Annotated in this window: 25 protein-coding genes; 23 read left to right on the top strand and 2 right to left on the bottom strand. The window is 55.3% G+C overall.

What is annotated here, in order from left to right; translation table 11 throughout:
• Positions 1-44: 44 nt before the first annotated feature.
• Together IE156_RS01060 and IE156_RS01055 are read right to left on the bottom strand one after the other, a co-directional pair.
• Complete coding sequence (locus IE156_RS01060) at positions 45-830, bottom strand: isocitrate lyase/PEP mutase family protein (RefSeq protein WP_189390650.1); 786 nt, start codon at positions 828-830, stop codon at positions 45-47.
• 62 nt (positions 831-892) lie between these two features.
• Positions 893-1,354 (bottom strand): universal stress protein, encoded by a 462-nt coding sequence (locus IE156_RS01055; RefSeq protein ID WP_189390649.1) that lies wholly within the window; start codon positions 1,352-1,354, stop codon positions 893-895.
• Between the two features lie 193 nt (positions 1,355-1,547).
• On the opposite strand from IE156_RS01055, the gene IE156_RS01050 reads away from it, so the two are divergent.
• From IE156_RS01050 to IE156_RS00940, 23 genes are all read left to right on the top strand, one after another.
• Positions 1,548-2,729, top strand: a complete 1,182-nt coding sequence (locus IE156_RS01050) for an acetyl-CoA C-acyltransferase family protein (protein ID WP_189390648.1) — start codon at positions 1,548-1,550, stop codon at positions 2,727-2,729.
• A gap of 215 nt (positions 2,730-2,944) precedes the next feature.
• The gene (bktB, locus tag IE156_RS01045; RefSeq protein ID WP_189390647.1) at positions 2,945-4,126 is read left to right on the top strand and encodes a beta-ketothiolase BktB; all 1,182 of its coding nucleotides are present in this window, start codon (positions 2,945-2,947) and stop codon (positions 4,124-4,126) included.
• A gap of 191 nt (positions 4,127-4,317) precedes the next feature.
• A complete protein-coding gene (locus tag IE156_RS01040) occupies positions 4,318-5,079 on the top strand; it encodes a spermine/spermidine synthase domain-containing protein (RefSeq protein ID WP_189390646.1) in 762 nt (253 codons plus the stop codon).
• A gap of 99 nt (positions 5,080-5,178) precedes the next feature.
• Positions 5,179-6,147, top strand: coding sequence for an ABC transporter substrate-binding protein (locus tag IE156_RS01035; RefSeq protein ID WP_189390645.1), 969 nt, complete (start codon positions 5,179-5,181; stop codon positions 6,145-6,147).
• Positions 6,148-6,226: 79 nt separating this feature from the next.
• On the top strand, positions 6,227-7,123 hold the full coding sequence (locus IE156_RS01030; protein ID WP_189390644.1) for an ABC transporter permease: 897 nt from the start codon (positions 6,227-6,229) through the stop codon (positions 7,121-7,123).
• Positions 7,123-7,917, top strand: coding sequence for an ABC transporter ATP-binding protein (locus tag IE156_RS01025; protein WP_189390643.1), 795 nt, complete (start codon positions 7,123-7,125; stop codon positions 7,915-7,917). The genes IE156_RS01030 and IE156_RS01025 overlap by 1 nt, the downstream gene beginning before the upstream one ends.
• Before the next feature lie 307 nt (positions 7,918-8,224).
• Entirely contained in the window at positions 8,225-9,463 is a 1,239-nt protein-coding gene (locus IE156_RS01020; protein WP_189390642.1) for an efflux RND transporter periplasmic adaptor subunit, read from the top strand.
• 5 nt (positions 9,464-9,468) lie between these two features.
• Entirely contained in the window at positions 9,469-12,663 is a 3,195-nt protein-coding gene (locus IE156_RS01015; protein WP_189390641.1) for a multidrug efflux RND transporter permease subunit, read from the top strand.
• A complete protein-coding gene (locus IE156_RS01010) occupies positions 12,663-14,126 on the top strand; it encodes an efflux transporter outer membrane subunit (protein WP_189390640.1) in 1,464 nt (487 codons plus the stop codon). Before IE156_RS01015 ends, IE156_RS01010 begins: the two co-directional genes overlap by 1 nt.
• A gap of 55 nt (positions 14,127-14,181) precedes the next feature.
• Positions 14,182-14,919 (top strand): pyridoxine 5'-phosphate synthase, encoded by a 738-nt coding sequence (pdxJ, locus tag IE156_RS01005; protein WP_189390639.1) that lies wholly within the window; start codon positions 14,182-14,184, stop codon positions 14,917-14,919.
• A 50-nt stretch (positions 14,920-14,969) separates the two neighbouring features.
• Entirely contained in the window at positions 14,970-15,539 is a 570-nt protein-coding gene (locus IE156_RS01000; protein ID WP_189390638.1) for a nitroreductase family protein, read from the top strand.
• 313 nt (positions 15,540-15,852) lie between these two features.
• Positions 15,853-16,680, top strand: coding sequence for an alpha/beta fold hydrolase (locus IE156_RS00995; protein ID WP_189390637.1), 828 nt, complete (start codon positions 15,853-15,855; stop codon positions 16,678-16,680).
• Positions 16,681-16,698: 18 nt separating this feature from the next.
• Positions 16,699-17,136 (top strand): Zn-ribbon domain-containing OB-fold protein, encoded by a 438-nt coding sequence (locus IE156_RS00990; protein ID WP_229840818.1) that lies wholly within the window; start codon positions 16,699-16,701, stop codon positions 17,134-17,136.
• A 1-nt stretch (position 17,137) separates the two neighbouring features.
• Positions 17,138-18,283 carry a thiolase family protein gene (locus IE156_RS00985; RefSeq protein WP_189390636.1) on the top strand — a complete coding sequence of 382 codons (1,146 nt, stop codon included), beginning with the start codon at positions 17,138-17,140 and terminating at the stop codon, positions 18,281-18,283.
• The gene (locus IE156_RS00980) at positions 18,280-19,083 is read left to right on the top strand and encodes an IclR family transcriptional regulator (RefSeq protein ID WP_189390635.1); all 804 of its coding nucleotides are present in this window, start codon (positions 18,280-18,282) and stop codon (positions 19,081-19,083) included. Before IE156_RS00985 ends, IE156_RS00980 begins: the two co-directional genes overlap by 4 nt.
• Positions 19,080-20,309 (top strand): CaiB/BaiF CoA transferase family protein, encoded by a 1,230-nt coding sequence (locus IE156_RS00975; protein ID WP_189390634.1) that lies wholly within the window; start codon positions 19,080-19,082, stop codon positions 20,307-20,309. Before IE156_RS00980 ends, IE156_RS00975 begins: the two co-directional genes overlap by 4 nt.
• A complete protein-coding gene (locus IE156_RS00970) occupies positions 20,306-21,139 on the top strand; it encodes an alpha/beta fold hydrolase (RefSeq protein ID WP_189390633.1) in 834 nt (277 codons plus the stop codon). The genes IE156_RS00975 and IE156_RS00970 overlap by 4 nt, the downstream gene beginning before the upstream one ends.
• Before the next feature lie 8 nt (positions 21,140-21,147).
• Positions 21,148-21,894 carry an SDR family NAD(P)-dependent oxidoreductase gene (locus IE156_RS00965; RefSeq protein ID WP_189390632.1) on the top strand — a complete coding sequence of 249 codons (747 nt, stop codon included), beginning with the start codon at positions 21,148-21,150 and terminating at the stop codon, positions 21,892-21,894.
• Between the two features lie 33 nt (positions 21,895-21,927).
• A complete protein-coding gene (locus IE156_RS00960) occupies positions 21,928-22,683 on the top strand; it encodes an SDR family NAD(P)-dependent oxidoreductase (RefSeq protein ID WP_189390631.1) in 756 nt (251 codons plus the stop codon).
• 27 nt (positions 22,684-22,710) lie between these two features.
• Positions 22,711-23,247, top strand: a complete 537-nt coding sequence (locus IE156_RS00955) for a type II 3-dehydroquinate dehydratase (protein WP_189390630.1) — start codon at positions 22,711-22,713, stop codon at positions 23,245-23,247.
• Positions 23,248-23,283: 36 nt separating this feature from the next.
• The gene (locus tag IE156_RS00950) at positions 23,284-24,261 is read left to right on the top strand and encodes a TRAP transporter substrate-binding protein (protein WP_189390629.1); all 978 of its coding nucleotides are present in this window, start codon (positions 23,284-23,286) and stop codon (positions 24,259-24,261) included.
• A gap of 54 nt (positions 24,262-24,315) precedes the next feature.
• Complete coding sequence (locus IE156_RS00945) at positions 24,316-24,846, top strand: TRAP transporter small permease (protein WP_189390628.1); 531 nt, start codon at positions 24,316-24,318, stop codon at positions 24,844-24,846.
• An 18-nt stretch (positions 24,847-24,864) separates the two neighbouring features.
• The gene (locus IE156_RS00940; RefSeq protein WP_189390627.1) at positions 24,865-26,151 is read left to right on the top strand and encodes a TRAP transporter large permease; all 1,287 of its coding nucleotides are present in this window, start codon (positions 24,865-24,867) and stop codon (positions 26,149-26,151) included.
• The last annotated feature ends 93 nt before the right edge of the window (positions 26,152-26,244 follow it).

The following is a 26,244-nucleotide window of genomic DNA, read 5'->3' as shown; positions in this document are numbered from 1 at the left end:
ACAGCTTGCGCTTTTTTTATGCCTGTTTGTTTGATGTGCGTATCTCAGGACCAGCGGCGATGGGGCCGGGTCGGAGGCAAATGCCCTTGCTCCAGAAGTTGCGCGCTGACCTCTTCAAAGCGGTCCCAGGTCGCCAAGGCCAGTTGTGAGCCGGTGCTGACACGGCGCACGCCAATAGCGGCCAGATCAGGCACCGTCAACCCTGCATGAATCAACAGCACATTGACAGGAGTTGGGGCTAGTGCCTGTACCACTTGGGCAATATCATCCAGCTGACGTAAACCGGGGGCGTAGACTACATCGGCACCTGCCTGGGTAAAGGCTTGCAGTCTCTCTATGGTTTGTGCCAGATCTAGCACGCCGATAAGCATGCCTTCGCTGCGTCCTACTAATAAGACATCCTCACCGCTAGTGACGATTGCCTGTTTGGCGGCTCGCAGGCGGGCAAGGGCCAGGTCCAGATCGTAAAGCTCGTCGCCGTAGCGATCTTCGATGGACAAACCGGCAATGCCGGTTTCAATAGCCAGTCTGACATTGGCTGCGACCTGTTCGGGTTCATCAGCAAAGCCGTTTTCAAAGTCCGCGTTCAGGGGCAAGTCGGTGCTGGCCGCTAATTCCCGTAAATGGGCCAGTAAGGCATCGCGACCCACCTCAAAATCTTCCAGACCTTGTGCCCAGGCAAAGGCCGCGCTGCTGCTGGCAAGGGCTTGTGCGCCCAGACGTTCCAGCCGTTTTGCGCTGCCTATATCCCAAGGGTTGGGCAAAATCAGGAGCCCATGTTCATGCAAAGCGCGAAAGCGGCGACGTTTTTCCTGTGTGCTGATGCTCATGGTGGACTCCTGAGAACAAAAAACGCAAACCGGAGTTTGCGTTTTGATGCCTGGCCAAGTTTTTATTTTTTCTTGGGTTTCTTGCGAATAATCAGTACCGGGATTTCTGAGCAGGTCAGCACGTGTTGTGTTTCACTGCCCAATAGCAGACGCTTATAGCCTTTACGTCCGTGCGAGGACATCACAATCAAGTCGGCTTTTTGTTTTTCTGCAGTCGAGATAATGGCATCAGCGACCAGTTCGGATTTAACGACCAAGCCCTTAACTGGCACGCCAATGTCTTTGCCTGCCTGTTTGACGGCGGCGAGCTCGGACTGCGCGTGTTCTACCCAAGAGGCTTCGATACGGCTATCCAACTTCTGGTCAACAATGGGGCCGCCTTCCAGGTAGCTTTGGCGATAGCGTGGAATGACGCGCAGAGCCAGCAATTTGGCGCCGCTGGTCTTGGCCAGATTCAGTGCGTGAGTGACCGCGTGGGCAGACAGTTCTGAGCCGTCGGTGCATACCAGGATACGCTCGTACATGAGGGGGAATCCTATAAAAGGGGTTATCAAGAACGAGTCTTGTGGGTAAGGTATCAAACCATACTGCGAATTAACGCGCTTGTGTCTGCTTTATGGTTTTCCATTGCAGCCGTGTATATTCGGGTGGACGTTTTTGTCAGCTCGGCTTTTTTATGCTGGTCATCATATCCCAATGGGATTGAGGGAGATTCATATGAAAGAAGTGGTTGTAGTCCAGGCATGCCGTACCGCGATTGGTGATTTTGGTGGTGGTCTGAAAAATGTGTCGCCAATCGAGATGGGAGCCACGGTATTGCGCGCGGTACTGGACAGAAGTGGCGTGTCGGCTGCAGACGTTCAGCATGTGGTGATGGGGCAGGTGATTCAGACCGAACCACGGGATATGTATTTGTCGCGCGTGGCCTCGGTGCAGGCGGGGGTGGGACATGGCACTCCCGCCATGAACGTCAATCGTTTGTGTGGCTCTGGCCTGCAAGCCATTGTGTCGGCCGCTCAGGGGATTTTGCTGGGTGATGCCAAGATAGCCTTGGCCGGTGGCGCAGAAAGCATGAGCCGTGCCCCTTATATGTCCAGTGCGCACCGCTGGGGTGCCCGCATGGGCGACTCGGTCATGATGGATATGATGACAGGCGCGCTGACGGATCCCTTTGATCGCGTGCACATGGGCATTACGGCTGAAAATGTTGCCCGCCAGTACGGCGTAACTCGTGCGGATCAGGACGAGCTGGCCCTGGAATCGCACCAGCGTGCGCGCCGTGCGATTGAGCAGGGCTACTTCAAAGAACAGATCGTGCCTATCGTCCAAAAAAGCCGCAAGGGCGAGATCGTGTTTGATCAGGATGAGCACGTGCGCCTGGATGCGACAATGGACAATTTCACCGGGCTGAAGCCGGTGTTCCAGCCTGAAGGTGGCAGCGTCACCGCTGGTAATGCATCGGGCCTGAATGATGGCGCGGCAGTTGTACTGTTGATGTGTGCGGAAGAGGCTCGCCAACGTGGTTTGAAGCCCTTGGCCAAATTGGTGTCGTGGGGGCATGCCGGGGTGGACCCGAGCATTATGGGCATTGGCCCTGTACCGGCAACTCGTCTGGCGCTGGAGCGCGCCGGCTTGAGCGTGTCGGACTTGGATGTGATTGAGTCCAATGAAGCGTTTGCCGCTCAAGCATGCGCGGTGGTGCGTGAACTAGGTCTGGACCCAGCGCGAGTGAACCCGAATGGTAGCGGTATCAGCCTGGGGCACCCTATTGGGGCGACGGGGGCGGCGATTACGACCAAAGCATTGCACGAGCTGCAACGTGTTCAAGGTCGTTATGCATTGGTCACCATGTGTATTGGTGGTGGACAGGGGATTGCCGCTATTTTCGAGCGCGCATAATGCCTTGCTGATTGTCTGCTTCTGGTCTGGGCCAGGAGGGTGACCTAAAAAATGCCGGAAGTGGCTTGAAGCCACTTTCCGGCTTTTTTTTGGAATGGCGCCTAAGCATGCGGCTAAGCGTTTTGAATTGCTTTAAAAATAAGAGGGTCTGGCCCTGGTCAGGTGGAGAGCGGCTTAAGCCGCCTTTTATCTTAAAAGATAGCAAGGAGATTCGTATGAAAGAAGTCGTTTTGGTTCAAGGGTGTCGAACCGCTTTTGGCAGCTTTGGCGGTTCTCTGAAAAATGTGTCGCCTATTGAGATGGGGACGATAGTCATGCAAGCCGTGCTCGAGCGCAGCGCCGTCTCGGGGGCGGAAGTGGATCATGTGTTTATGGGGCAGGTGGTCGCCACTGAGCCGCATGATGCTTATTTATCCCGCCTGTCCTCAATGCGTGCGGGTGTTAGCCACGAAGCCCCGGCAATGAATATCAACCGTTTATGTGGGTCGGGCATGCAGGCGATCATTTCTGCGGCACAGGGTATTTTGCTGGGTGAGAGCAATATCGCTCTGGCGGGTGGAGTGGAAAGTGCCAGTCGCATCCCCTATATCGCTACCGGGCAGCGGTGGGGCGCGCGTATGGGGGATTCGGCACTAGTCGATATGCTGGCCGGAGTGCTGATCAATCCCTTTGGCCTGGAGCATATGGGGGCAACGGGCGATGAGGTTGCCAAGGTGTACGGCGTATCGCGTGAGGATCAGGACTTGCTGGCCTACCACTCTCACGTGCGGGCTCGTCATGCCATTGAACAAGGCTATTTCAAGGAGCAGATTGTGCCGGTCTCTTATAGGGAGAAGGGACGCGAGCACTGCTTTGATCAGGACGAGGGAGTGCGGTTCGATATTAGTCTGGAGGAGCTGGCGGCCTTGAGGCCCGCGTTTCGGCCTGAGGATGGCACGGTGACGGCGGGTAATACCTTGGGTTTGGGCGATGGCGCCGCGGCCTTGCTACTGATGTGCCGAGAAGATGCGCATCAACGAGGCTTAATACCCCTGGCCAAACTGTTGTCTTGGGGGCATGCGGGTGTAGAGCCCGGCTTGGCAGGAATGGGACCGGTGCCTGCGACGCGAATTGCGTTAAAGCGGGCGGGCCTGACGGTGTCGGATCTGGATGTGGTGGAATCCAATGAAGCGTTTGCGGCCCAGGCTTGTGCGGTTGTTCGGGAGTTGAATCTGGACCCGGCCCGAGTGAACCCCAATGGCAGCGGTATTAGTCTGGGGCACCCATTTGGAGCGACAGGGGCTGCGATTACGGTCAAGGCGGCGTATGAGCTGCATCGGGTTCAAGGCCGTTACGCCTTGGCGACGATGTGTCTAGGGGGCGGGCAGGGGATTGCGGTGATTCTGGAGCGCCTTTAACTCTGGCCATCGGCGTGAAGTGATCGCTGGTATGATGGCGCCTTGCTAAAAACGCCGGAAGTGGCGCAATGCCACCTTCCGGCGATGTGTTTTCTGTCTGTAAGGCTGCACCTAAGTACCGTGCTTTCTGACCAGTGTCAGAGTGTACTCACCGGCTTTAGGCGCCTTATTGGTTTGCAAGGAAGAGTTTCATGGCTGGTGAACAGGGGGACGATAGCCCCACATTGTCTGAAAGCGAAGGTATCCGTTATCTGCATTTTGGGACGGAGTGGATTCAAGGCGCCATGCGCATTCGCAAACCTGCTGAATTGGTCCTGGCCTATACCCAGCAGATGATGGCCTGGCTGTTGTTTACAGATGATCCCAAGCCCGAACAAAAACTGGCCATTCTGGGGCTGGGGGCGGGCTCTTTGCTGCGCTTTTGCTTGAAGCAAACCAGTTGTGAAGTCCAGACCGTGGAATGGAACCCGTCTGTGATTGGCATGTGCCACGCATTTTTCCGCCTGCCTCGCAGTTCCCGCTCCCTGATTGATCAGGCTGACGCGGGCGTTTGGGTGCAGGACAGCGAGCAGCACAGTCAGTATCGGGCCTTGATGGTAGATTTGTACGATGCCCATGCCGAAGGTCCAGTGCGCGACAGTCTGGAGTTTTATCAGGACTGCCGTGCGGTGCTGGAGGACGACGGCATTATGACCGTCAATCTGTTTGGTGCGCATCCCAGTTTCAAACGTAATATCGACAATATCCGTGAAGCCTTTAACGGCAAAGTGCTGCTGTTGCCCGAGATGGATGAGGGCAATCAGGTGGTCTTGGCATTTAAGGGCAGTACGCTGGAGATGACTGCGGGAGAGTTGCTCAACCGGGCTGAACACGTGCAGGCTGATTATGGTTTGCCGGCTACACGTTGGGCTCGGGAATTATTGTCCTTCCGTCGTCAGATGCAGGACCAATAAACTGTCGGGGCAGGGATTACCTCAAGGGGCAAAGTCCTGCTGTTCGCGTTAGACTTAAAACCTAAAATTTTCGTTTTTTTTGCATCTAAGGAGTATTGGATGAAGCTGATCAGATCGGTGCATCAGGTGGCAGCCGCTTTGGCTTGTGTGGGATTGATGTCGGGCGCCGCGGTTCAGGCGCAATCTGTATCGGTATCGTCGATTGTGGAACATCCGGCCTTGGACGCCATTAAGGACGGGGTACACAAAGCGTTGAGCGATGCTGGTTACAACGAAGCATCCGGCTTCAAGTGGCAGTTCCAGACCGCGCAGGGCAACCCTGCCATTGCTGCCCAGATTGCCCGGAAGTTTGTCGGTGACAAGGCTGACGTGATTGTGGCTATCTCCACACCTTCTGCTCAGGCTGTGGTGTCGGCAACCAAAACAATTCCTGTGGTGTATTCGGCTGTGACCGATCCCGTTGTGGCCCATCTGGTGCCCAGCATGGCTGCTTCGGGCACTAACGTAACGGGTGTGTCCGACGCTCTGGCGCTGGAAGCCCAAATCGATCTGATCAAGAAAGTCGTGCCGGAGGCCAAGCGCGTCGGTATGGTTTACAACCCTGGCGAGGCCAACTCCGCTGTCGTGGTCAAGCAGATGAAAGAGCTGCTGCCCCAGCACGGCATGACCCTGGTCGAAGCCACTGCTCCCCGTACGGTAGACGTGGGCGCTGCAGCCCGTAGTCTGGTGGGCAAGGTTGATGTCATCTACACCAATACGGATAACAACGTAGTGTCGGCTTACGAGTCCCTGGTCAAAGTCGGCAACGACGCTAAGGTGCCTTTGATTGCCTCGGACACTGACAGTGTGGCCCGTGGTGCCATCGCTGCTTTGGGCGTGAACTACTACGACCTGGGTCTGCAAACCGGTCAGCAAGTCGTCCGTATTCTGAAGGGCGAAAAGCCTGGTGATATGGCTTCTGAGACCAGCAGCAATCTGGAACTGTATGTCAATCCTGGCGCTGCCAAGCGCCAAGGCGTTTCGCTTAACGAGGACTTCGTAAAGTCCGCTAAAAAAATCGTCGAATAAGCCTGATCTGACTGCTTCTTGCAGGTGGGTTGCCACAAGCTGCCCGCCTGTTTCTTTTGTATCCTAGACGTCCAACAATATGTCTATTTATTCAATGTGGGGGGCCCTGGAGATTGGTCTGATTTTCGGACTGGTTGCTCTGGGTGTTCTGATCTCTTTTCGCATCTTGCGATTTCCCGACCTGACGGTCGATGGCAGTTTTCCTTTGGGTGGGGCCGTTGCCGCCATCCTGATCAGCCAAGGCAATGATCCCTTCCTGGCTACCGTTGTAGCTACCTTTGCCGGCGCCGTTGCAGGCACGATTACCGGCTGGCTGAATGTACGTCTGAAAATCATGGATCTGCTGGCCAGTATCCTGATGATGATCGCCTTGTATTCCATCAATCTGCGCATTATGGGTCGCCCTAATGTGCCCTTGATTATGGAACCTACGGTTTTCACGATTCTGCAGCCTGAGTCCATTGCGGACTATATTGCGCGTCCCTTGTTGCTGATCGCCCTGGTCCTGGCCGCCAAGCTGGCGCTGGATTGGTTCTTTGGTACACAAACCGGTTTGGCCATGCGTGCGACTGGCGCCAATGCTCGTATGGCACGTGCCCAAGGTGTAGCAACGGGCAATATGCTCTTGCTGGGTATGGCAATTTCCAACGCGTTGGTGGCCTTGGCCGGTGCCTTGTTTGCACAATCGCAAGGTGGTGCGGATATCTCCATGGGCATCGGCACCATTGTGATTGGTCTGGCCGCGGTCATTGTGGGTGAAAGTATTTTGCCGGCCCGCAAACTGTTCTATGCGACCTTGGCCGTGGTGCTGGGCGCTATCTTGTATCGCTTCTTTATTGCTCTGGCCTTGAATGCCGATGCTATCGGTCTGAAAGCTCAGGACCTGAACTTGGTAACCGCTTTGCTGGTCACGGTGGCGCTGGTTATTCCCTTGCTCAAGAAAAAGCGTGCACGTAAACAGAAGGGGGCCCAGTAATGTTGGAAGCTAAAGACCTGTGCCTGACCTTTAATCCAGGCACACCGATTGAAACCCGCGCGCTGCGTGGCCTGTCCCTGACTATTCCAGAAGGGCAGTTTGTGACCGTGATTGGTTCCAACGGCGCGGGTAAGTCCACTTTTCTGAATGCAATCTCGGGCGATCAGTCTATTGATGACGGTCATATCCTGATCGACAACGTGGACGTCACCCGTCGCCCGGTATGGGAGCGTGCCAACTGGGTGGCGCGTGTGTTTCAGGACCCGATGGCTGGCACCTGTGAAGATCTGACTATTGAAGAGAACATGGCCTTGGCCACATGCCGTGGCAGCCGCCGTGGTTTGAGCCGCGCCGTGCGCCACTCCATGCGTGCAGAATTTGCCGAGCGTCTGGAAACCTTGGGCCTGGGCCTGGAAAACCGGCTGACAGACCGTATTGGTTTGCTGTCTGGCGGCCAACGTCAAGCCGTCAGCTTATTAATGGCGGCCTTGCGTCCATCCAAGATTTTGCTGCTCGACGAACACACGGCCGCCTTGGACCCACGTACGGCTGACTTTGTATTGAAACTGACGAACCGTATTGTGCGTGAAGGTGGCCTGACCACCATGATGGTGACACACAGCATGCGTCAGGCTCTGGATGTGGGTGACCGCACGGTGATGCTGCATCAAGGCAAAGTGGTTCTGGACGTTAGTGGCGAACAACGCCAAGGACTGGATGTGAGGGACTTGCTGGAGATGTTCGAGCGGGTGCGGGGTGAAACACTAGCCGACGATAGTTTGTTGCTTGGCTAGAAAGGTCTATTCCGGATCTGGAAAACCGCGTGAACTCTAGGGGTTAAACGCGGTTTTTTTATATTCAAAAAACCCTAGGTATATGATAATACGTGTTCTTTCGACAGGGGCAGACGACGGGGCAGAGGCAGGGGGGTAGCTGGCTAATCGTTGTCACCCAGTGATGGCAAGACCGAAACGAGTCTCATCGCAAATTTTGCTGTTTGAGTTGAGCTTTTTCGACATATACTTGCTGCTTGTCCAAACCATACAATCCAGTCAGTTTAAGCGTTAAACTCCCATGCAACGCTTAGCTCAGGAGTTCTTCATGTCATTTAAAAGCTTGCTGGGTCGGCAGCCGTTTCGCATTGCTGCCTTCTCTTCCCTGGTTCTGCTCGCCGCTTGCGGCAATAAAGAGCCTCAAGCTCAGGCCGGCGGGATGAAGGTCCCAGTCAGTGTGATTACCGTCCAACCGACCTCTACCGAGTTGTTCTCCGAGCTGCCTGGACGAGTCGAAGCAATCAAGGATGCGCAGATTCGTGCCCGCGTGTCTGGGATTGTGGAAGAAATTAATTTCGAGCAGGGTGCTGATATCAAACAAGACCAGCTCTTGTTTACGATTGATGCGGCTCCCTACCGTGCGGTTCGCAATCAGGCCGCGGCTCAATTGAAAAACGCCCAGGCTGACGCGCAAAGCGCCAAACAGCTGGCCCAACGTTACGAGCGCCTGATTAAGGAAAACGCCGTTTCACGCCAGGATTACGATAACGCCAAGGCGCGCGCCATGCAGGCGGATGCGGCTATTGCAGCGGCACAAGCGACCCTGGAAAGTGCCAATATTGATTTGGGTTACACCAAAATTGTCTCGCCCGTCGCGGGTCGTATCGGCCGATCCCTGATTACGGAAGGTGCTTTGGTGTCGGCGGCCAATGCAACTCATATGGCCACTGTGCAGCAGCTGGATCGAGTCTATGTGGACGTGACCCGTTCTACGGCCGAACTGACCCAATTGCGTCGCGCCATGGCTGATGGCAGCCTGACCTCCGCTGGTGAAGCCCAGGCCAAAGCCACGGCTGTGCTGGAAGATGGCTCGAACTACGATCAGGAAGGTGTCTTGCTGTTCAGTGGTGTCAGCGTCGATCCGTCTACATCGCAAGTTACCTTGCGTGCCGTATTTCCGAACCCCGATGAAATCCTTTTGCCAGGTATGTATGTGCGCCTGCGTCTGGAGCAAGGGGTGATTCCGGATGCCTTGCTGGTGCCTGCACAAGCCGTTCAATACACCTCGGACGGTGCTTCCAACCTGTATGTGGTACGTGAAGAAAAAGCTCAATCCGTTCCCGTTGTGTTGGGACCTGAAAGCCATGGTCAATATGTGGTCAACAAAGGCCTGCAAGCCGGCGACCAGATTGTTGTCGAGGGCTTCCAGAAAATTCGTCCCGGCGCTCCTGTTCAGACAATTCCTTGGAAGGGCAAGCAGCCAGCTGGTGCATCGGATGCTGCTGAGGCCCCCGCACAGGAACCAGCCGCCGCTGCTGAGCCAACCGAAGCCAAGTCTAGCGAGTAAGCGACATGCCTCAGTTTTTTATTGAAAGGCCCATCTTTGCATGGGTCGTTGCCTTGGCGATCACGCTATTTGGCTTATTGGCTTTGCCCAATATGCCCGTAGCGCAGTATCCCGATGTGGCACCTCCCTCGGTCACCATCCGGGCTACTTATCCTGGCGCGACAGCAGAAGACGTCGCCAGTACCGTGGCCAGTGTGATCGAGGATCAGTTAAACGGCGCCAAGGGTCTGCTGTATTACGAGTCCGTCAGTGACTCCTACGGCTCGACCGAAATTACGGCCACTTTTCGACCTGGTATCAATCCTGACTTGGCTCAGGTGGACGTCCAGAACCGGGTCAGTAACATTACCGCGTCCTTGCCGACAGCGGTGATGGAGCAGGGCTTGCACGTTGAGCAGTCCAGTACAGGCTTCTTGCAGGTAGTGACCCTGTCCTCGACGGATGGCAGTCTGGATCAGACGGCCTTGGCGGATTACATCGAACGCAACATTAAGAACACGATTTCTCGTGTTCCCGGCGTGGCGCGTTTCCAGCTGTTTGCAGCGGGTCGAGCCATGCGTGTTTGGCTGGATCCTGCCAAGCTGGTGGGCTATCAAATGAGCCCATCGGACGTCACGACGGCAATTCGCCAGCAAAACATGTTGGTGTCGGCTGGCATTTTGGGTGGCCCCCCTAATCAGGACAGCCAGCGTGTCGCTGCCCCGATCACGGTGAATGGTCAGCTGCAAACCGTTAAAGAGTTTGAAAATATCATTCTGCGCTCGCAAGCTGACGGCTCTACAGTGCGTATCAAGGATGTGGCACGTGTTGAAGTGGGGGCGGACAACTATCAGTTCGGTGCTCGCTTGAACAGTAAGCCGACGGCTGCATTTGCTATTTCCTTGCTGCCTGAAGCGAATGCGTTGGACACAGCGGCGGCCATTAAAGTCGAGATGGAGAAGCTGGCCGAGTTCTTCCCGGAAAATATCCGTTACGACATTCCCTACGACACCTCTCCCTACGTGGAGAAGTCCATCACCCAGGTGGTGTACACCTTGCTGGAAGCGATGGTGCTGGTGTTCATCGTGATGTATGTGTTTCTGCAAAATGTACGCTACACCCTGATTCCTGCTTTGGTTGTGCCTGTGGCTATCTTGGGCGCATTCGCGGTGATGCAGGTGCTGGGCATGTCTGTGAACGTGCTCACCATGTTCGCGATGGTGCTGGCTATTGGTATTTTGGTGGACGACGCGATCGTGGTGGTGGAGAACGTCGAACGGATCATGGTGGAAGAGGGGATTTCGCCTAAAGAAGCAACCAAGAAAGCCATGCCACAGATTAGTGGCGCGATTGTCGGTATTACCTTGGTGCTGTCGGCGGTGTTCTTGCCCCTGGCCTTTATGGCGGGTTCGGTCGGTGTTATTTACCGCCAGTTCTCGGTGGCCATGGCTGTGTCGATTGCCTTCTCGGGCTTTTTGGCACTGACCTTCACGCCAGCCCTGTGCGCGACCTTGTTGAAACCTATTCCTAAAGGCCATCACGAAACCAAGCGTGGTTTCTTTGGCTGGTTTAACCGCGCCTTTACCCGTACCACTAATGGCTACGAAAGCTTTGTAGGCAAAACACTGCGTCGTGGCGGGCGGATGATGTTCATCTACCTGATCATGGTGCTGGTGCTGGGTTTCTTGTACATGCGTATGCCAACCGCGTTCTTGCCCGAGGAAGATCAGGGTTACGTGATTGCCAATATCGAGCTGCCTGCCGGTTCAACCGCTAACCGTACGATTGAAACCATCTCCAAGGTCGAGGACTACTTTAAAGAGCAGCCTCAGGTCGAAAACATCATTGCCGTTCAGGGTTTCAGCTTTAACGGTAGTGGTTTGAACTCGGCTATCGCGTTTGTGCCCTTGAAGGATTTCAACGAGCGCAAAGGCAAGGAAAACTCGGCTCAGGCTATTTCCGGCAAAGCCATGGGTCAGCTGCTGTTTGGTTTGCCAGACTCGATGGTGATTGCGATTGTGCCACCGGCTATTTCTGCTCTGGGTAACTCCTCGGGTATTGATATGCGTCTGGAAGATCGGGGGGGCTTGGGGCATGATGCGCTGATGGCGGCAGCCGACCAGTTGCTGGGTCTGGCCAAGCAAAGCCCTGTGTTTGATCCGCAGAGCGTGCGTATCACAGGCTTGGGACCGGGCAAACAGATCCGTCTGGAAATCGACCGCGACAAAGCCGCTGCATTGGGTGTGAACTTTAGTGAAGCCTCGGCCTTGATTGGTGGCGCTTTGGGCTCTTCCTTTGTTGGTAAATTCACCAACCAGGGCCGGGTGCAGAGTGTCTGGGTACAAGCCGATGCGCCATACCGCATGACCATCGACGATGTACTGAAGCTGAACGCTCGCAACAGCGATGGCAAAATGGTGCCGTTGTCCGCTTTCGTGACGCAGACGACCGAACAGGGTCCTGTGCAGATCGTGCGCTACAACAGCTACGAGTCCGTGCGTATCAGTGGTGGTCCGGCGCCTGGCTACACCTCGGGTGAAGCCATGATCGAGATGGAAAACCTGATGAAGCAATTGCCTAACGGCTTGGGTGTGGACTGGACCGGTCTGTCTTATCAGGAACGTCAGGCTGCAGGTCAGTCCGGGATCTTGATGGGTCTGGCGATTCTGGTGGTGTTCATGCTGCTGGCAGCCTTGTACGAAAGCTGGGCTATCCCGCTGTCCGTGATGCTGGCTGTGCCACTGGGTATGCTGGGTTCGGTCTTGCTTGTATCCGGTCTGGGTATGCCTAACGACGTGTACTTCCAGGTGGGTATCGTGACGGTGATTGGCCTCTCAGCCAAGAACGCGATTCTGATTGTGGAGTTCGCCAAGGATGCCTACGCACGGGGTGCAACCCTGATCGATGCAACATTGGAAGCCTCCCGCTTGCGTTTCCGTCCTATTTTGATGACCTCCTTCGCCTTCGTGCTGGGTGTGGTGCCTTTGGCTACCTCCTCTGGCGCAGGTGCCGCCAGCCAGAACGCGGTTGGTCTGGGTGTGTTGGGTGGGATGTTGGCCGCAACACCGCTGGCTGTCTTGATGGTACCGACCTTCTTTGTCGTCATCCTCAAGCTCTTTAAAACCAAACCTCGTCTGTTTGGCGAAGCCGCTAAATTGCATGAGGAAGAACTGGCCAAGCAAGGTGCGCAAGAAGCCGGTTCGCAAGGAGGACAGCACTGATGTCTAGCATGTTTTTACGTAGCCCCTTGGTGCTGGCTGTGGCGTTTGCCTTGTCGGCTTGCTCGCTGGCGCCCAAGTATGAACGGCCCGACGCTCCTGTGCCCGCGCAATTCCCTCTGGCCCAGCAGGGCCAGGCGGATGCGGGGCAGGTGGCTGACCTGGGCTGGCGCGAGTTCTTTACGGACCCACGTCTGCATGCCCTGATTGAGCAGGCCGTGGAAAACAACCGCGACTTGCGTATCGCCACGCAGCGTATCGAAGAAGCACGTGCCATGTACGGTGTGGCGCGCAGTGACCAGTTGCCCAGCATTGGTGTGCAAGCGGCCCAGCAGGCCACTCATACTCCGGCCGAGCTACGTCCAGCAGGCCCCAATTCCGCTCCGGTGACGCGTACCTATCAGGCGGGTGTGGGTATTACAGCTTTTGAGCTGGACTTTTTTGGTCGGGTCCGTGATTTGGCTCGCGCGGCTCGTGAACAGTTCTTTGCGACCGAGCAGGCTCAACTCACAGCGCATATCGCGCTGGTAGCGGGTACCGCCGAAGCCTACTTTAAGGTGCGTACGGCTGAAGAGCTGCACGCCCTGATGACCAGTACCTTGCGTAGCCGTCAAGAGACACTGCGCTTGGTGCAATCCTCGTTTGATGCAGGTACGGTGTCTGCACTGGACCTGAATCAGGCCAAAGTGCAATACAACACGGTGCTTTCTGATATGCAGGCCGTGGAGCGGGATCGCCAGCGTGCCCTGAACGCCTTGCAAGTCTTGTTGGGTAGTGAGATCCCTGGCGACCTGCCGGCCGGCTTGCCATTTACCCGTGCGCAGCTGATGCCCAGCTTGCCCGTGGGTCTGTCGGCAGAACTGCTGGAACGTCGTCCTGATATTGTGGCTGCCGAGCACGTTCTGCGTGGTTCCAACTACAACATCGGTGCCGCCCGAGCTGCCTTCTTCCCACGTCTGAGCTTGACAGGTTTGTTGGGTTTCATGAGCCCCGAGATGGGGGGGCTGTTCAGTTCGGGTAACCGTTACTGGCAATTCCAGCCACAAATTACGATGCCGCTGCTCTCAGGCAGCACCTGGGCCAATCTGGATCTGGCCGAGGCTCGTCGTGATATCGCCATCAGCGAATACGAGAAGACCATTCAGGTGGCCTTCCGTGAAGTGGCCGACGCTCTGGCGGGCGAAGCCACCTATGGTCAGCAGATTGATGCTTTGCAAGCGGTTGATCAGGCCGCCAGCGAAGGTCTGCGTCTGGCCAAGCTGCGTTACGAAGTGGGTATAGACAGTTTCTTGCAGGTGCAAACGGCTGAAGTCAGCCTGTACAGCACTCGTCAAGCCTATATTCAAACGGGTTTGAATTCCCTGATGAACCGGGTGGAGTTGTACAAGGCTTTGGGTGGTGGCTGGACAGCAGAAACTGTCAAGCCTGAAACAAAGGCCCAGGACGCCGGGACAGCGCCGGAATAAACAGGCGATAATACGTCTAGTCATTCATCCCTGAAACTACGGAGGTCCTTGGGGAATGTTAGAACTGGGCGTCAATATCGATCATGTGGCGACGCTGCGCCAGCAGCGTCTGACCACATACCCTGATCCAATTCAGGCCGCTTTGCGAGCAGAAGAAGCCGGAGCGGACCTGATCACCTTACATCTGCGCGAAGACCGGCGTCATATTCAAGATGCCGACGTCGAGGCCATGCGCCCCGTGCTGCGTACCCGGATGAATCTGGAATGCGCCATCACCACCGAAATGCTGGACATCGCTTGCCGCATCAAGCCCGATGATGTCTGCCTGGTTCCCGAACACCGTGCCGAACTGACCACCGAGGGTGGGCTGGATGTGGTCGGCCGTCTGGATCAGGTCACAGCTGCTGTACAGCAGCTGCAAGCAGCCGGTATTCGCGTCTCGCTTTTCATTGATGCCGACCCTGCTCAAATCAAGGCCGCTAGCCAGGTGGGGGCGACCGTGATTGAATTGCATACCGGTACCTATGCGGATGCTCAAACGCCTGAGCAGGCCGCCAGCGAGCTGGAGCGTATTCGCGCTGGCATCGCTCAGGGTGTGTCGCAAGGTTTGCGTGTGAATGCGGGCCATGGCCTGCATTACGGCAACGTACAAGCCATTGCTGTCTTGCCGGGTCTGTCTGAACTGAATATTGGTCACGCCATCGTTGCCCAGGCTGTCTTTGATGGTTGGGAAAAGGCGGTGCGCGATATGAAGGCCTTGCTGGTGCGGGCCTGCGCCCCTGGCCAAGCCTGACTGAGCCCTGCCTTCAAGGCAGGGCACTCTTAACTGATTCTGGAAACACGATGAGTACTATTGATTCTTTATTGTCCCGCCGCTCCATCAAGCTGGTGCAAGGCCCCGGCCCGGGTGAGCAAGAGCTGGACCTGATTTTGCGTGCCGCTATGTGCGCGCCCGATCATGGCCGTTTGCAGCCCTGGCGCTTTTGCCTGATCCGTGGCGAAAATGTCCAAGCCTTGGGCGAGTTGGCTATTGCGGCCAACGAGCGTGCCGGTAATCCTTTGACTGAACAAAAAGCCGCCAGCGTACGTGCCTGGTTGGCCAAAGTCCCCATGTTGATCGCCGTGGCCAGCCACATCGATCATGGTGAAGAAAAAATCCCTGAATTGGAACGTGTGCTGGCCACCGGTGCTGCTGTCAGCAATATGCTGCACGCCGCTCATCAACTGGGCTTTGGTGCGTTCTGGAGTACTGGTCTGGGCACCTATGGCGAAGAAGTCCCCGAGGCCCTGGGTTTCGATTCTCTGGATTATCAATTTCTGGGCTTTGTGTCTGTCGGTACGCCTATTCACAAGCTGGGCCCTGCACAACGTCCCGAGCCCCAACAGTTCCTGACTGAGTGGCAAGCGGCCTAAGCGCTTGCCTGATGTTGAGCCGAATCTAAGATAGCGTCGGTTCACTGGCCTCACCCTGGTGGTGACTGCTGTGTGAAGTGAGAAGCCTGAATCCTGACTGGATTCAGGCTTTTTTTTGCCTGATGTTTTGGCAGTCAGGCCCACTGCCTAGAGAGGGACGGCGCGTGAATGTTCAAGCCCTATAGCCGCGAGGCGTAAACGGTTTCTGCTACGGCCTAGGGTTTGTACTGATAGGCATGCTTAGGGCCCGCTTTTATCATTATTCCATAGATCAGAATGACATTCCGTTAAACGGAATATCGATAGGAAAACAATGAAACGAATCAGCCCACAGTACCTGATGCTTCCCGACGGAGCCCAACTACATTACGTAGAAATGGGTCAGCCCTGCGCGTCGCGTCCATCGGTATTGATGTTGCACTCCTTGTTTTTCAATGCCGATATGTTCCAGCCAATGATTCAGTCATTGCAAAACGAATGGCACATTATTTGCCCCGATCACCGCAATCAGGGTCTGAGTACAGCCGGCCAAAAGGCCGCCACCATGCGTCAGCTGGCAGAGGACTATGCCTTTCTGGCTCAAGCTTTGTCGCTTTCTTCCTTACATGTCGTCGGCAGTTCCATGGGTGGCTATGTGGCTCAAGAACTGATGCAGTGCGCGCCGCAGCTCGTTTGCTCCGCCGTCCTGTCCTGCTGCACTTCCTTGGCAGAGCAGCAAAAAGAGCGCTTCGACCAGTTGGAGGCGCTACTGCGTCGCGATGGTGGTGCACCGTATGCATCGACCTTGTTGGAAACCATGTTTGGGGACGCGTTTCTCAACAGTACAGAACCGGCTGCGCTTGTCCAACGCGAGCAGTGGCGCAGTTTCTTTGGGGCTTTGCCTAGCGATATTGCCAATTCGGTGAACGGTGTGTTTTCCCGTCCTGACTACCAGTCCTATTTGGCCAGCAACCGTACCCCTCATTTCTTGATTAGTGGTGCCCTGGACAGAGCAAAAAAACCAGCTGATATGGAGCATATGAACAGCTTGCTTCCTGACAGCACGCATACGGTGTTTGAGCATTCAGGCCATACCCCGCCGGTGGAAGCGCCTGAGATGTTCGCACGACAGATTGAGCATTTTTGGAATCAAGTTAATTAATGTTGCAAGGATTAATTCATGCAAGCTAATGAATCTACTGTGCTGCCCAGCGCAATGGCGTTCGGTGAAAACGCACAGCCGATACACGATATTGCGTCTGACCAGCCCAGCCAGTTTGTCGTCAATGAAGGTGCTGTGTTGTTACGTGGCAGCGAGAGCCGCTCCAGCGGTAGCAAGGCTTTTCCGGTGCGTGAGGTCTGCATGGAAAGCGGCGCCCGTGACATGCAGGAAATGTTCTTCGGCCCGTTTGGAACGCTCTATAGCTTTTCCACCATCCATGTTTCCGCTGCACGCGCCACACCCTACACCTTGGGGTATGTGGATTTTCCCAATGGGGTGCGTGTGCTCGCTCATGTGCGCTGTGAAGACGTGAGTGCTTTGTATTGCGATATGCCCGTCAGCACCGCCACAGATGGCGTTGACTGGTTTGTAACTCCTACCTCGGCGGAGAAGTAAGGTGAGTGAAGCGTATGTAGTGGGCGCAGCCATGATTCCCATGGCACGTCATAAAGAGTCCAGTTATACCGGTTTGGCCCTGCCAGCCATCTTGAACGCCATGGCCAGCGCAGGCGTGCAGGCTGATGAGATTGATGCCGTGGTCTGCGGCCATGCCTTTGGCGGTATGTTGACAGGGCAGCGCCTGGTGAAAGAAATCGGCATTGGTACAGTGCCGGTCGTCAATTGCGATAACGCGTGCTCGGGTGGCGCAACGGCTATTCATCTGGCCTGGAAAGATATTCAGGCAGGTCGACACGATATCGTGCTGGTGATTGGTGTGGACAAGCTCACGCAGTTCGGTGGCGGCACCTTACCTTTGGTGCAGGAAGACCCTGAAGTGCAGCAAGGTTTGGTTATGCCAGCGGTGTATGGCATGCGTGCTCGTCGCTACCTGCATGAGCGCAATCTGGGACCAGAGATCTTGGCGCAAGTCAGTGTCAAGGCGCGTACTCACAGCAAACATAATCCCTACGCACAGTACCGGGATGCCCTGACTGTCGAGCAGGTGCTGGCATCGCGTCCAATTTGCGACCCGCTGACCTTGCTGCAGTGTTGTCCCACAGGCGATGGCGCTGCGGCCCTGATCATGGTGTCGGAACGTGCCTTGAAGCGTTTGCAGAAACCGGCCATGCGCGTTGCGGCTTCTGTTCTGCATTCCGGTCAGGCGACTAGCGGTTTTCGCGATATGACCCGTCCTGAGATCTCGGCTGAATCCGCCCGTGACGCCTACAAAATGGCGGGTATCACGGCTCAGGATCTGGACGCTGTGGAACTGCATGACGCGTTTACAATCGCCGAACTTATTTATTACGAAGCACTAGGTTTGTGTGAAGTTGGGCAGTCTGCTCAGTTCTTGCTGGATGGCCGTAGCACCTACGGCGGCGACGTGGTGGTGAACCCCAGTGGCGGTTTGCTGGCCAAAGGTCACCCGGTCGGAGCAAGTGGTGTCGCCCAAGCCGTGGAAATGTACTGGCAACTGACACATCAAGCTGGAGAACGTCAGGTACCCGATGCGCGTTATGCCCTGACTCACGTCACGGGCGGCGGGATTGCGGGCCTGGATCACGGTGCTTGTGCAATCCATATTTTTGAAGCCCAGGTATGACCACACAAAACACTTCTACTCCTGCTAGCTCAACCGGAACCGTGAGCCGTGCGCTACAGCTCTTGGCTGTTTTGGCCGAATCCAATGGCCCGGTCACCGTCAAGCAGGTGTCCGAGCAAATGGGCTTGGCCCCGTCAACGGCTCACCGCTTGCTCAATCTGTTGCGCAAAGAGGATTTCGTTGCGGTCGCTAGCGGTGGAAGTGGTTTGTACAGCATTGGGCCTGAGTTTTACCGAGTAGCGGCGCAGGTCATGAGTGCGGAATCCAGACCGGCGCTGGCGCAAAAGTCCTTGGATGAGATTGCCTCCGAGTTCAACGAGACCGTGTTGTTTGGCATGTATGCCGTCAGTGAGTCGGCGATGAACTTTGCGGCCATCGCCAGGGGCGAGCACAAGCTGCAATACCAGATTGATCTGCATAAACCCATGTCCCTGGTGTGGGGAGCGTCCGGCAAGGCGATTCTGGCTTACCTGGATCAGGACACGATAGAGCGTGTCTATGCCAAGGCCGAAACCTCGCCCGCCCAGGATGCGCCTTTGCCACCTTTGGAGACCTTGCTGGCAGATCTGCTGGAGGTACGCCAAAACGGCTATGCCCACAGCATGAGCGAGAAGCTGCCCGATGCACGCGGGGTAGCTGCACCTGTATTCGATAACCGCGGGATTGTGGGCTGTATCTGTTTGACCATGCCAACCACCCGTGTACCCAGTGCTGGTTTGAGTGCGATTACTGAAGCCGTTATTCACCATGCCGAAAAATTGTCCGAGATGTTCGGATACCGACATAGAAAAACCAAATGATGAGTTCTAGCACTACCGCCCAGCCTTTGGCAGGCTACAAGGTCATCGATCTGACCACGTTTTTGTCTGGCCCTTTCTGCACTCAGGTGCTGGGGGACTTGGGCGCTGAAGTGGTCAAGATCGAAGCACCGGAAGGTGATTCCAGCCGTGGTATTCCACCGCATTTTGTGGGCGAGGATAGCGCCTACTATCTCAGCATCAACCGTAATAAAAGCAGTCTGGCGGTCAATTTGAAAACCGCCGAAGGGCTGGACCTGGTTCGACAACTCATCCTGAAAGCGGATGTGGTTGTGGAGAACTATCGTCCCGGCGTGGCAACACGTTTGGGCCTGGACCCACAAAAGCTCTGCGAAGAGCGACCCGGCCTGGTCTGGGCCTCTATTAGTGGATTTGGTCAAACCGGGCCTGATCGTGACAAACCTGCGTACGACATGATCGTGCAGGCCTTGTCCGGTGTTATGAGTTTGACTGGAGAAGAGGGCAGACCTGCCGTACGCCTAGGCATTCCCGCTGGTGATACGGTGGCTGGCCTGTACGCGACGATCGCCATTAATGCCGCCCTGGCCGACCGGGAACGGAGCGGGAAAGGACGGATTATTGATGTGGCCATGCTCGACTGCCAGCTCGCCATGCTGTCGTACCAAAGCGCCTATGCCTTGATCGCCGATGTAATCCCCGCCCCGCAAGGCGCCAAGCATGATTCGATCCCGACTTACCGCTCGTTCCGCGGTGGCGATGGTCGGGAGTTTGTAGTCACGGCCAATACCGACAGAATGTGGCAAGGCTTGTGCCGTGTACTCGGTTTGGAGCGCCTGATTGAGGATGAGCGTTTCCAAAATGGCTCCAGCCGCCTGAAGAATAAAGAAGCGCTGTGGGAGTTGCTGGAAAATGCGTTCGCCCAACAAGCGGCTGCCTATTGGATTCCCTTGCTGGAAGAAAACAGTGTGCCTGTTGCACTGATCCAATCAGTACCTGAGGCTTTGGCGCACGCCCGCGCTTCAGAACGCAGCATGATTCTCGCGCTGCAAAATGAAGAGCACAGCATTGAAGTAGTGGGCAACCCCATCAAGTTTGTGGGCGCAGAGCCTGTGCCATCCAGCTTCCCTCCTAAGAAGGGTGCGGATGATATGCGTGTCTTGAGTGAGTGGTTAAGCCTGTCGGCTGATGTTGTGTCGTCTTTGCAGCGTGACGGCGTTCTGCTGAATAGTACGTGTACTCAGGCATGACAGCGCCTCTTGCCACGCTGCACTACCCAGGCTCCTTATTCGAGGTGGATAAGGGCACGGCAAGCGATGAGTGCGTGATTGCTTTGCACTCCATCGGGGTCGAAGCCCATTCATTCAGCAAATTGTTTGACCGCTTGGCTGTGACATATCCCTGCCTTAGCTACGATTTGCGTGGTCACGGCACGGCGCTGGCACTGTCGCAGTTTGACTTGAATAGATTGGTGGACGATGCCGTTCAGGTGGTGGAGTCGTGCCGCTTTGCCAAGGTCCATTTACTGGGACACTCCCTGGGTGGGGTGATTGCTGCTTTGGCGGCCGCCCGATTGGGTAACAGCATCTCGCATAAGGTGCAAAGTCTGAGCATTATCGCCAGCCCCCCTACGGGTTTAGCGGTGTTTGGCGAGCGTGCCCAGGCCATGCAGAACGAGAGCCGTCAGAGCATTGTAGAGAGCACGTTGCAGCGCTGGTTTGGCGGTTTGGAAGAAAGCCCCGCGCTTGTGGAGGCCATGCAGTACGCAGAGCAGCAACTGAACCGTGTTCCGGTCCAAAGCTTGGTCAGCAGTTGGCAAAGTCTGGCCCAGTTTTCTGGCTATGAGTCGTTGGGGGCACAGTTGCCCGCCACGTTGCTGGTGACCGGAGATCAGGATCTGTCTACGCCTGTCGCTGCTATGCAAGTCATCCTGGCTGCCTTGCACCAGGCCGACAAGACAGACACTGAGTTACACATTATTGAGGGGACAGGGCATATGTTGCCGCTTACCCCGCCCGATACCTTGATTGATGCGCTGATGACGCATTTCACCGTATCTGGAGCCACACACTTTCGCTAGGAACTGCCATGTCAGATTTTGTAGGTCGAATCGCTATCGTAACGGGCGCCGCAGCTGGCATAGGCCAGGCTGTCTGCCAGCATCTTTTAGAACTGGGCGCCATTGTGGGTGGAATTGACCGCCAGCCAGAGGGAATCCCTCAGGGGGTGACCCCCTTGATTGCCGACGTGACGGATCAGGAGTCCCTGAATCAGGCCGTTGCCGGATTTGCCCAGCAATATGGCCGTCTTGATGTATTGATCAACAATGCCGGTGTGAGCTTTGTGGGCACGATAGAAGATGGCAGCGATGAGGATTGGCTGCGTATTTTCAATATTAATGTGCTGGGCTATATGCGCAGTACCCGTGCTTGTTTGCCGCATTTGCGTCAGTCGAACACTGCTGTGATCGTCAATATGTCCTCGTGCACGGCAATCAATGGTTTGCCCGAGCGTGCCCTGTATTCGGCCAGTAAAGGAGCAATCCAGTCCATGACGCTGGCCATGTCAGCCGATTTGATTGCCGAGCATATCCGTGTGGTGGGCATTGCCCCCGCAACGGTAGACACTCCCTTCATGACCGAGCTGGCCAATCGTACCGCCGACCCCGAGGCCAAGCGTAATGAATTTCATCGACGCCAACCGACCGGGCAAATGGTACAGCCCGAAGAGGTTGCCCGTCTGGTAGCGCACGTCGCCCATCCGGGGGCGCTGTCCTATACCGGCACCATCATCAATATTGATGGCGGTATGGCCACATTGCGCATGCCTGCCTGAACACCTTAATACCCAAACAAATAAGGAACTATCGTGAGATTTGAAAATAAAACAGTGCTGATTACGGGTGCCGGCCAAGGTATCGGTCGTGCCTACGCACACGAATTCGCCAAGGCAGGTGCAGCGGTTGTGATCGCTGATTTGAATATTGAAAAAGCACAGGCTGTTGCAGCAGAGATTCTGGCGGAAAACGGCAAGGCACTGGCGGTGAAAGTAGACGTTTCGGACGATAAAAGTACGGCCGAGATGGTGGCGCAGGCGGTGAAGGCCTTTGGCACAGTGGATGTGCTGATCAACAACGCAGCCGTTTTCTCTACCTTGAAAATGAAGCCCTTTGAAGAAATCGATGCGGACGAGTGGGATTTCGTCATGGGTGTGAATGCCCGTGGCGTGTTCAATTGCGTCAAAGCCGTGTCGCCTTTCATGAAAAAACAGCAAAGCGGCAAGATCATCAACATTTCTTCCAGCGTTGTCGTGACGGGCCGTGCGAATTACGCCCACTACGTGGCCTCCAAAGGCGCCGTTGTCGCCTTGACCCGCGCGCTGGCTACCGAGCTGGGCGAGTACTGCATCAATGTGAATGCAATCAGCCCGCACGGCATCGTGACCGAAGTTCCACGCGACACCATTCGTCCAGAGCAATGGGATGCCATCATCGCCGCCCAGACCCTGAAACGTAAAGGGGATGTCAGCGACATGATTGGCGCAACCATGTTCCTGGCCTCCGATGACAGCAAGTACATCACCGGCCAGACACTGAACGTGGATGCTGGTCTGCGTTTTAACTAATCCAATTTAGCAAGAGGGCTTCCAAGCATGAGTGCACATAACTTTACCGTCACCCGCTCTTCAAACCGCAAACATCTTATCGCTGTGATTGATGGCCCGAACATGTCGAGCCTGGGTAAGCGCAGCAAAAAAGTCTATGGGAATATCCAGTCCTTGGATGAGCTCAAGGAGTGTGTGCGCAATTTTGGTGAGCAGCTGGGTGTAGAGGTGGAAAATTTTTCGTCCAACCACATGGGCGATATTTTGGAATACATACACGAATCTGCGCACCGGGTGGATGGCTACCTTATCAATCCGGCTGGCTTGACCACCATTGGTGAGGGTGTGCGCCATGCATTGGAAGACACCGAACTGCCCGTGATGGAAGTGCACTTCTCGAATATTGCTGCCGGTGCAGGCGCTGCCCGTGGTTTGGGTGGTGGCAGCATTCAGTCCAGCTTCACGCATACCGCAACCGGTATTTGTATGGGCATGCGTCATTACAGCTACCTGGCTGCACTGACCGCGCTGACCTTGGCCCTGGATGACCAGAGCTTCCTGGGTAGTGCATTGGCTCAGTCGTAATCCCTCTTCTTACATAACATTAATACGGAGGAAGACATGAAAAAGTTTTCTCTACTCGCTACCATTTTTGCCACGGTTGGTCTGTTCAGCAGCGCAGTTGCACAAGCCGAAATCAAACCTGTCACACTGAAATTTGCCCATATCTATGCGGCACAAGATCATTGGGGTCAAACCGCAGAACGCTTTAAGGCGGCGGTAGAAGAGCGTTCCGGCGGAAAAATCAAAATTAATATTGATGCCAACGGCTTGACCGGTGACTGGCCCCAGTCCATCGAGGGCTTGCGCATGGGCACCAATCACATCGTGCTGCAAAGCGTGGGCGCCTTGGACCGTTACGCCAAATCGGCCGGTGTTGAAGCTTACCCTTACCTGATTCGCGATATGGATCACTACCGTGCTGTGTATAACGGCACAGTGGGTCAAGAGCTGTACGACCAGATCACCAAGGAAAGCGGCTTCAAGCTGATGGGCGCGGCCTACCGTGGCGCACGTTACCTGACTTCGAATCGCCTGATTCAGAACCCGGACGATTTGCACGGCCTGAAAATGCGTGTTCCGCCACTGCGTATGTACCGCAGCACCTGGACCACACTGGGCGCCAGCCCGGTGCCGATGGGCATGGCTGAACTGTTCACCTCCTTGCAGCACGGCATGATCGATGGCCAGGAAAACCCCCTGGAAGTGATCAAGAACGTCAATCTGTTTGAAGTGCAAAAGAACGTGGCTGAAACCCAGCACACCATTGGCGCCATGACCTTGATCTACTCGGACGCTTACTTCAAGAAGCTGCCGGAAGAAACACGGCAAATTTTGCAGGAAGAGGGCGAGCGTGTGATGAAAGAAGCCACGGATCGCATGATCGTGGAAGAAGAAAACATGAAGCAGTTCCTGATCGGCAAAGGCATGGCATTTAACGCGGTAGACCGTGAGGCTTTTGGGACCAAGATCCAAGCTATGGATGCAGAGTTCCCCGAGCTGCAGGTCTGGCTGGACAAGATCCGCGCTGTTCAATAATGAAAAAATCGGGGCATGGCCTACCGTCATGCTCCGACCCCACTGGTAAAAGTTATGACAACTAACAACGTACCGACCAAAACAGAAAACTGGGCTGATAAAACCGCGTCTGTAATTGAAAAGGCGCTGGATTGGATTATCGGCACCATGATGTTTGTAATGTGTGCGGTTATTGCATGGCAAATCTTCTCGCGCTATGTCCTGAAAGATATGTCCTCCTGGAGTGAGGAGGTTGCCCGCTTCTTGATGGTGTGGATTTCCTTGCTGGGCAGTGCGGCTGTACTGCGCCGTAGTGGTCACGTCACGGTCACGATTTTGCTGGACCACATTTCAGCAAAGCTCAAACGGCGCGTCTTAGTTATTCGCGACCTGTTGATGTTGGCTACCTTACTCAGCATCACCTACTACGGTTGGGAATTTGCGCAAATCAATGCCGTTCAGCTGTCGGCCGCTATGGATATTCCCATGTCCTGGGTATATGCCTCTTTGTGGCTGGGGATGGGCTTGTGCGTAGTGATTTTGCTGTTGATCCGCTTGGGCACGCAGCCTGACTGGACCTCTGGCAGTACCGATGAGCATCCCTAAGTACGGAAAATACCTTTTATGATCACCGTAACCTTAATTACCCTTTTGACGCTCATCCTCATGCTGATCGGTATGCCGATTGGCTTTGCTATCACGGCGGGCGTACTGGCTGCCTTAGTGGCACTGGGTGACATCAGCCTGATGGCGGTTCCCCAGCAATTGTTCAGCGGCCTGGACAGTTTTTCCTTGCTGGCCATTCCTTTCTTTGTCTTGGCTGGTAGCTTGATGACTTCCGGCGGCCTGACCAGTCGACTGCTGGATTTTGCCAATGCCTTGTTGGGTCGCTTTAAAGGCGGCCTGGCCATGAGTGGCGTATTGGCCTCTGGCATGTTTGCCGGGATCTCCGGTTCCGCCGTGGCCGACACCAGTGCCCTGGGCCGCATCATGATTCCAGCCATGATTCGCTCTGGCTATCCTCCTGGCTTTGCCGGTGGCGTGATTGCTGCAGCGAACGTGGTGGCCCCCATTATTCCGCCGTCCATTCCGTTCATCGTTGTGGCCGTGCTGACGGGACAATCGATTACGACCTTGTTCCTGGCAGGTGTCGTGCCAGGTGTGCTGTATATGTTGTCCATGCTGGTGATGAGCTGGTGGATCAGTAAACGCAATAATTTCCCGACTCAAGGCAAAGCCTCGGGCCGCGAAATCTGGACGACGTTTAAAAATTCTGCCTTCGCGCTGTTGCTGCCCGTCTTTATTCTGGGTGGTATTCGCAGCGGCATTTTCAACATTACCGAAGCGGCCATCATGGCTGTGATTTACGCCCTGGTGGTCGGTACGCTGATCTACCGTCAGATCACGTGGAAAATCTTTGTCGATAGCTTGGTCGGTGCGGCCCATACCACCGCCGTGATCATGATTATCGTCGCAGCAGCACGTGTCTTTAGTTGGTTGTTGGCGTATGTCAGTATTCCTGAAGCCATTTCCGCCTTTGTATTGGAAAACATCAGCAACCCCCTGTTGTTCTTGTTGTTCGTCAATGTGCTGTTGCTGATTGTGGGCATGTTCCTGGAAACCAACGCGGCCTTGGTGATGTTGATTCCTGTGCTCTATCCCATTGCCATGAAACTGGGCATTGATCCTACACATTTCACGGTAGTTGCAGTGGTGAACCTGTGTATTGGTTTGATTACTCCACCAGCTGGTCTGTGCCTGAACATTTCCTCTTTGCTGGCGCGTATCTCTTTGGAGCGCGGTGTGGTCGGGATTGCTCCTTTCCTGTTTACCGCCTTGGTCGTGCTCGTTATTTTGACCTTGTTCCCACAAGTTTCGGTGTGGCTGCCTAATCTGATGGCTGGCTCTTAACCTATCTTGATGCGGGTGATGTATTGCTGCTTCTCAGACCCCTAAACGGGTTTGAGAAGCTTTTTTTGTGCAAGCGTCTGTGCGTTCTGGCTG

Source organism: Alcaligenes pakistanensis, assembly GCF_014652815.1.
In the GTDB taxonomy this organism is placed as follows: Bacteria; Pseudomonadota; Gammaproteobacteria; order Burkholderiales; family Burkholderiaceae_B; genus Alcaligenes; species Alcaligenes pakistanensis.
The sequence above is the reverse complement of the archived record's forward strand: the minus strand, read 5'-3'. Positions and strand labels throughout refer to the sequence as shown.

What these genes read in the sequence shown, in the direction of transcription:
- IE156_RS01000 (WP_189390638.1), top strand. Translation starts at nt 14,970, where the DNA reads ATGAGTACTATTGATTCTTTATTGTCCCGCCGCTCCATCAAGCTGGTG.
- IE156_RS01040 (WP_189390646.1), top strand. Translation starts at nt 4,318, where the DNA reads ATGGCTGGTGAACAGGGGGACGATAGCCCCACATTGTCTGAAAGCGAA.
- IE156_RS01050 (WP_189390648.1), top strand. Translation starts at nt 1,548, where the DNA reads ATGAAAGAAGTGGTTGTAGTCCAGGCATGCCGTACCGCGATTGGTGAT.
- IE156_RS00980 (WP_189390635.1), top strand. Translation starts at nt 18,280, where the DNA reads ATGACCACACAAAACACTTCTACTCCTGCTAGCTCAACCGGAACCGTG.
- IE156_RS01015 (WP_189390641.1), top strand. Translation starts at nt 9,469, where the DNA reads ATGCCTCAGTTTTTTATTGAAAGGCCCATCTTTGCATGGGTCGTTGCC.
- IE156_RS00950 (WP_189390629.1), top strand. Translation starts at nt 23,284, where the DNA reads ATGAAAAAGTTTTCTCTACTCGCTACCATTTTTGCCACGGTTGGTCTG.
- IE156_RS01025 (WP_189390643.1), top strand. Translation starts at nt 7,123, where the DNA reads ATGTTGGAAGCTAAAGACCTGTGCCTGACCTTTAATCCAGGCACACCG.
- IE156_RS00970 (WP_189390633.1), top strand. Translation starts at nt 20,306, where the DNA reads ATGACAGCGCCTCTTGCCACGCTGCACTACCCAGGCTCCTTATTCGAG.
- IE156_RS00940 (WP_189390627.1), top strand. Translation starts at nt 24,865, where the DNA reads ATGATCACCGTAACCTTAATTACCCTTTTGACGCTCATCCTCATGCTG.
- IE156_RS01035 (WP_189390645.1), top strand. Translation starts at nt 5,179, where the DNA reads ATGAAGCTGATCAGATCGGTGCATCAGGTGGCAGCCGCTTTGGCTTGT.
- IE156_RS01020 (WP_189390642.1), top strand. Translation starts at nt 8,225, where the DNA reads ATGTCATTTAAAAGCTTGCTGGGTCGGCAGCCGTTTCGCATTGCTGCC.
- IE156_RS01030 (WP_189390644.1), top strand. Translation starts at nt 6,227, where the DNA reads ATGTCTATTTATTCAATGTGGGGGGCCCTGGAGATTGGTCTGATTTTC.
- pdxJ (WP_189390639.1), top strand. Translation starts at nt 14,182, where the DNA reads ATGTTAGAACTGGGCGTCAATATCGATCATGTGGCGACGCTGCGCCAG.
- bktB (WP_189390647.1), top strand. Translation starts at nt 2,945, where the DNA reads ATGAAAGAAGTCGTTTTGGTTCAAGGGTGTCGAACCGCTTTTGGCAGC.
- IE156_RS00955 (WP_189390630.1), top strand. Translation starts at nt 22,711, where the DNA reads ATGAGTGCACATAACTTTACCGTCACCCGCTCTTCAAACCGCAAACAT.
- IE156_RS01055 (WP_189390649.1), bottom strand. Translation starts at nt 1,354, where the DNA reads ATGTACGAGCGTATCCTGGTATGCACCGACGGCTCAGAACTGTCTGCC.
- IE156_RS00995 (WP_189390637.1), top strand. Translation starts at nt 15,853, where the DNA reads ATGAAACGAATCAGCCCACAGTACCTGATGCTTCCCGACGGAGCCCAA.
- IE156_RS00975 (WP_189390634.1), top strand. Translation starts at nt 19,080, where the DNA reads ATGATGAGTTCTAGCACTACCGCCCAGCCTTTGGCAGGCTACAAGGTC.
- IE156_RS00965 (WP_189390632.1), top strand. Translation starts at nt 21,148, where the DNA reads ATGTCAGATTTTGTAGGTCGAATCGCTATCGTAACGGGCGCCGCAGCT.
- IE156_RS00945 (WP_189390628.1), top strand. Translation starts at nt 24,316, where the DNA reads ATGACAACTAACAACGTACCGACCAAAACAGAAAACTGGGCTGATAAA.
- IE156_RS00990 (WP_229840818.1), top strand. Translation starts at nt 16,699, where the DNA reads ATGCAAGCTAATGAATCTACTGTGCTGCCCAGCGCAATGGCGTTCGGT.
- IE156_RS01060 (WP_189390650.1), bottom strand. Translation starts at nt 830, where the DNA reads ATGAGCATCAGCACACAGGAAAAACGTCGCCGCTTTCGCGCTTTGCAT.
- IE156_RS01010 (WP_189390640.1), top strand. Translation starts at nt 12,663, where the DNA reads ATGTCTAGCATGTTTTTACGTAGCCCCTTGGTGCTGGCTGTGGCGTTT.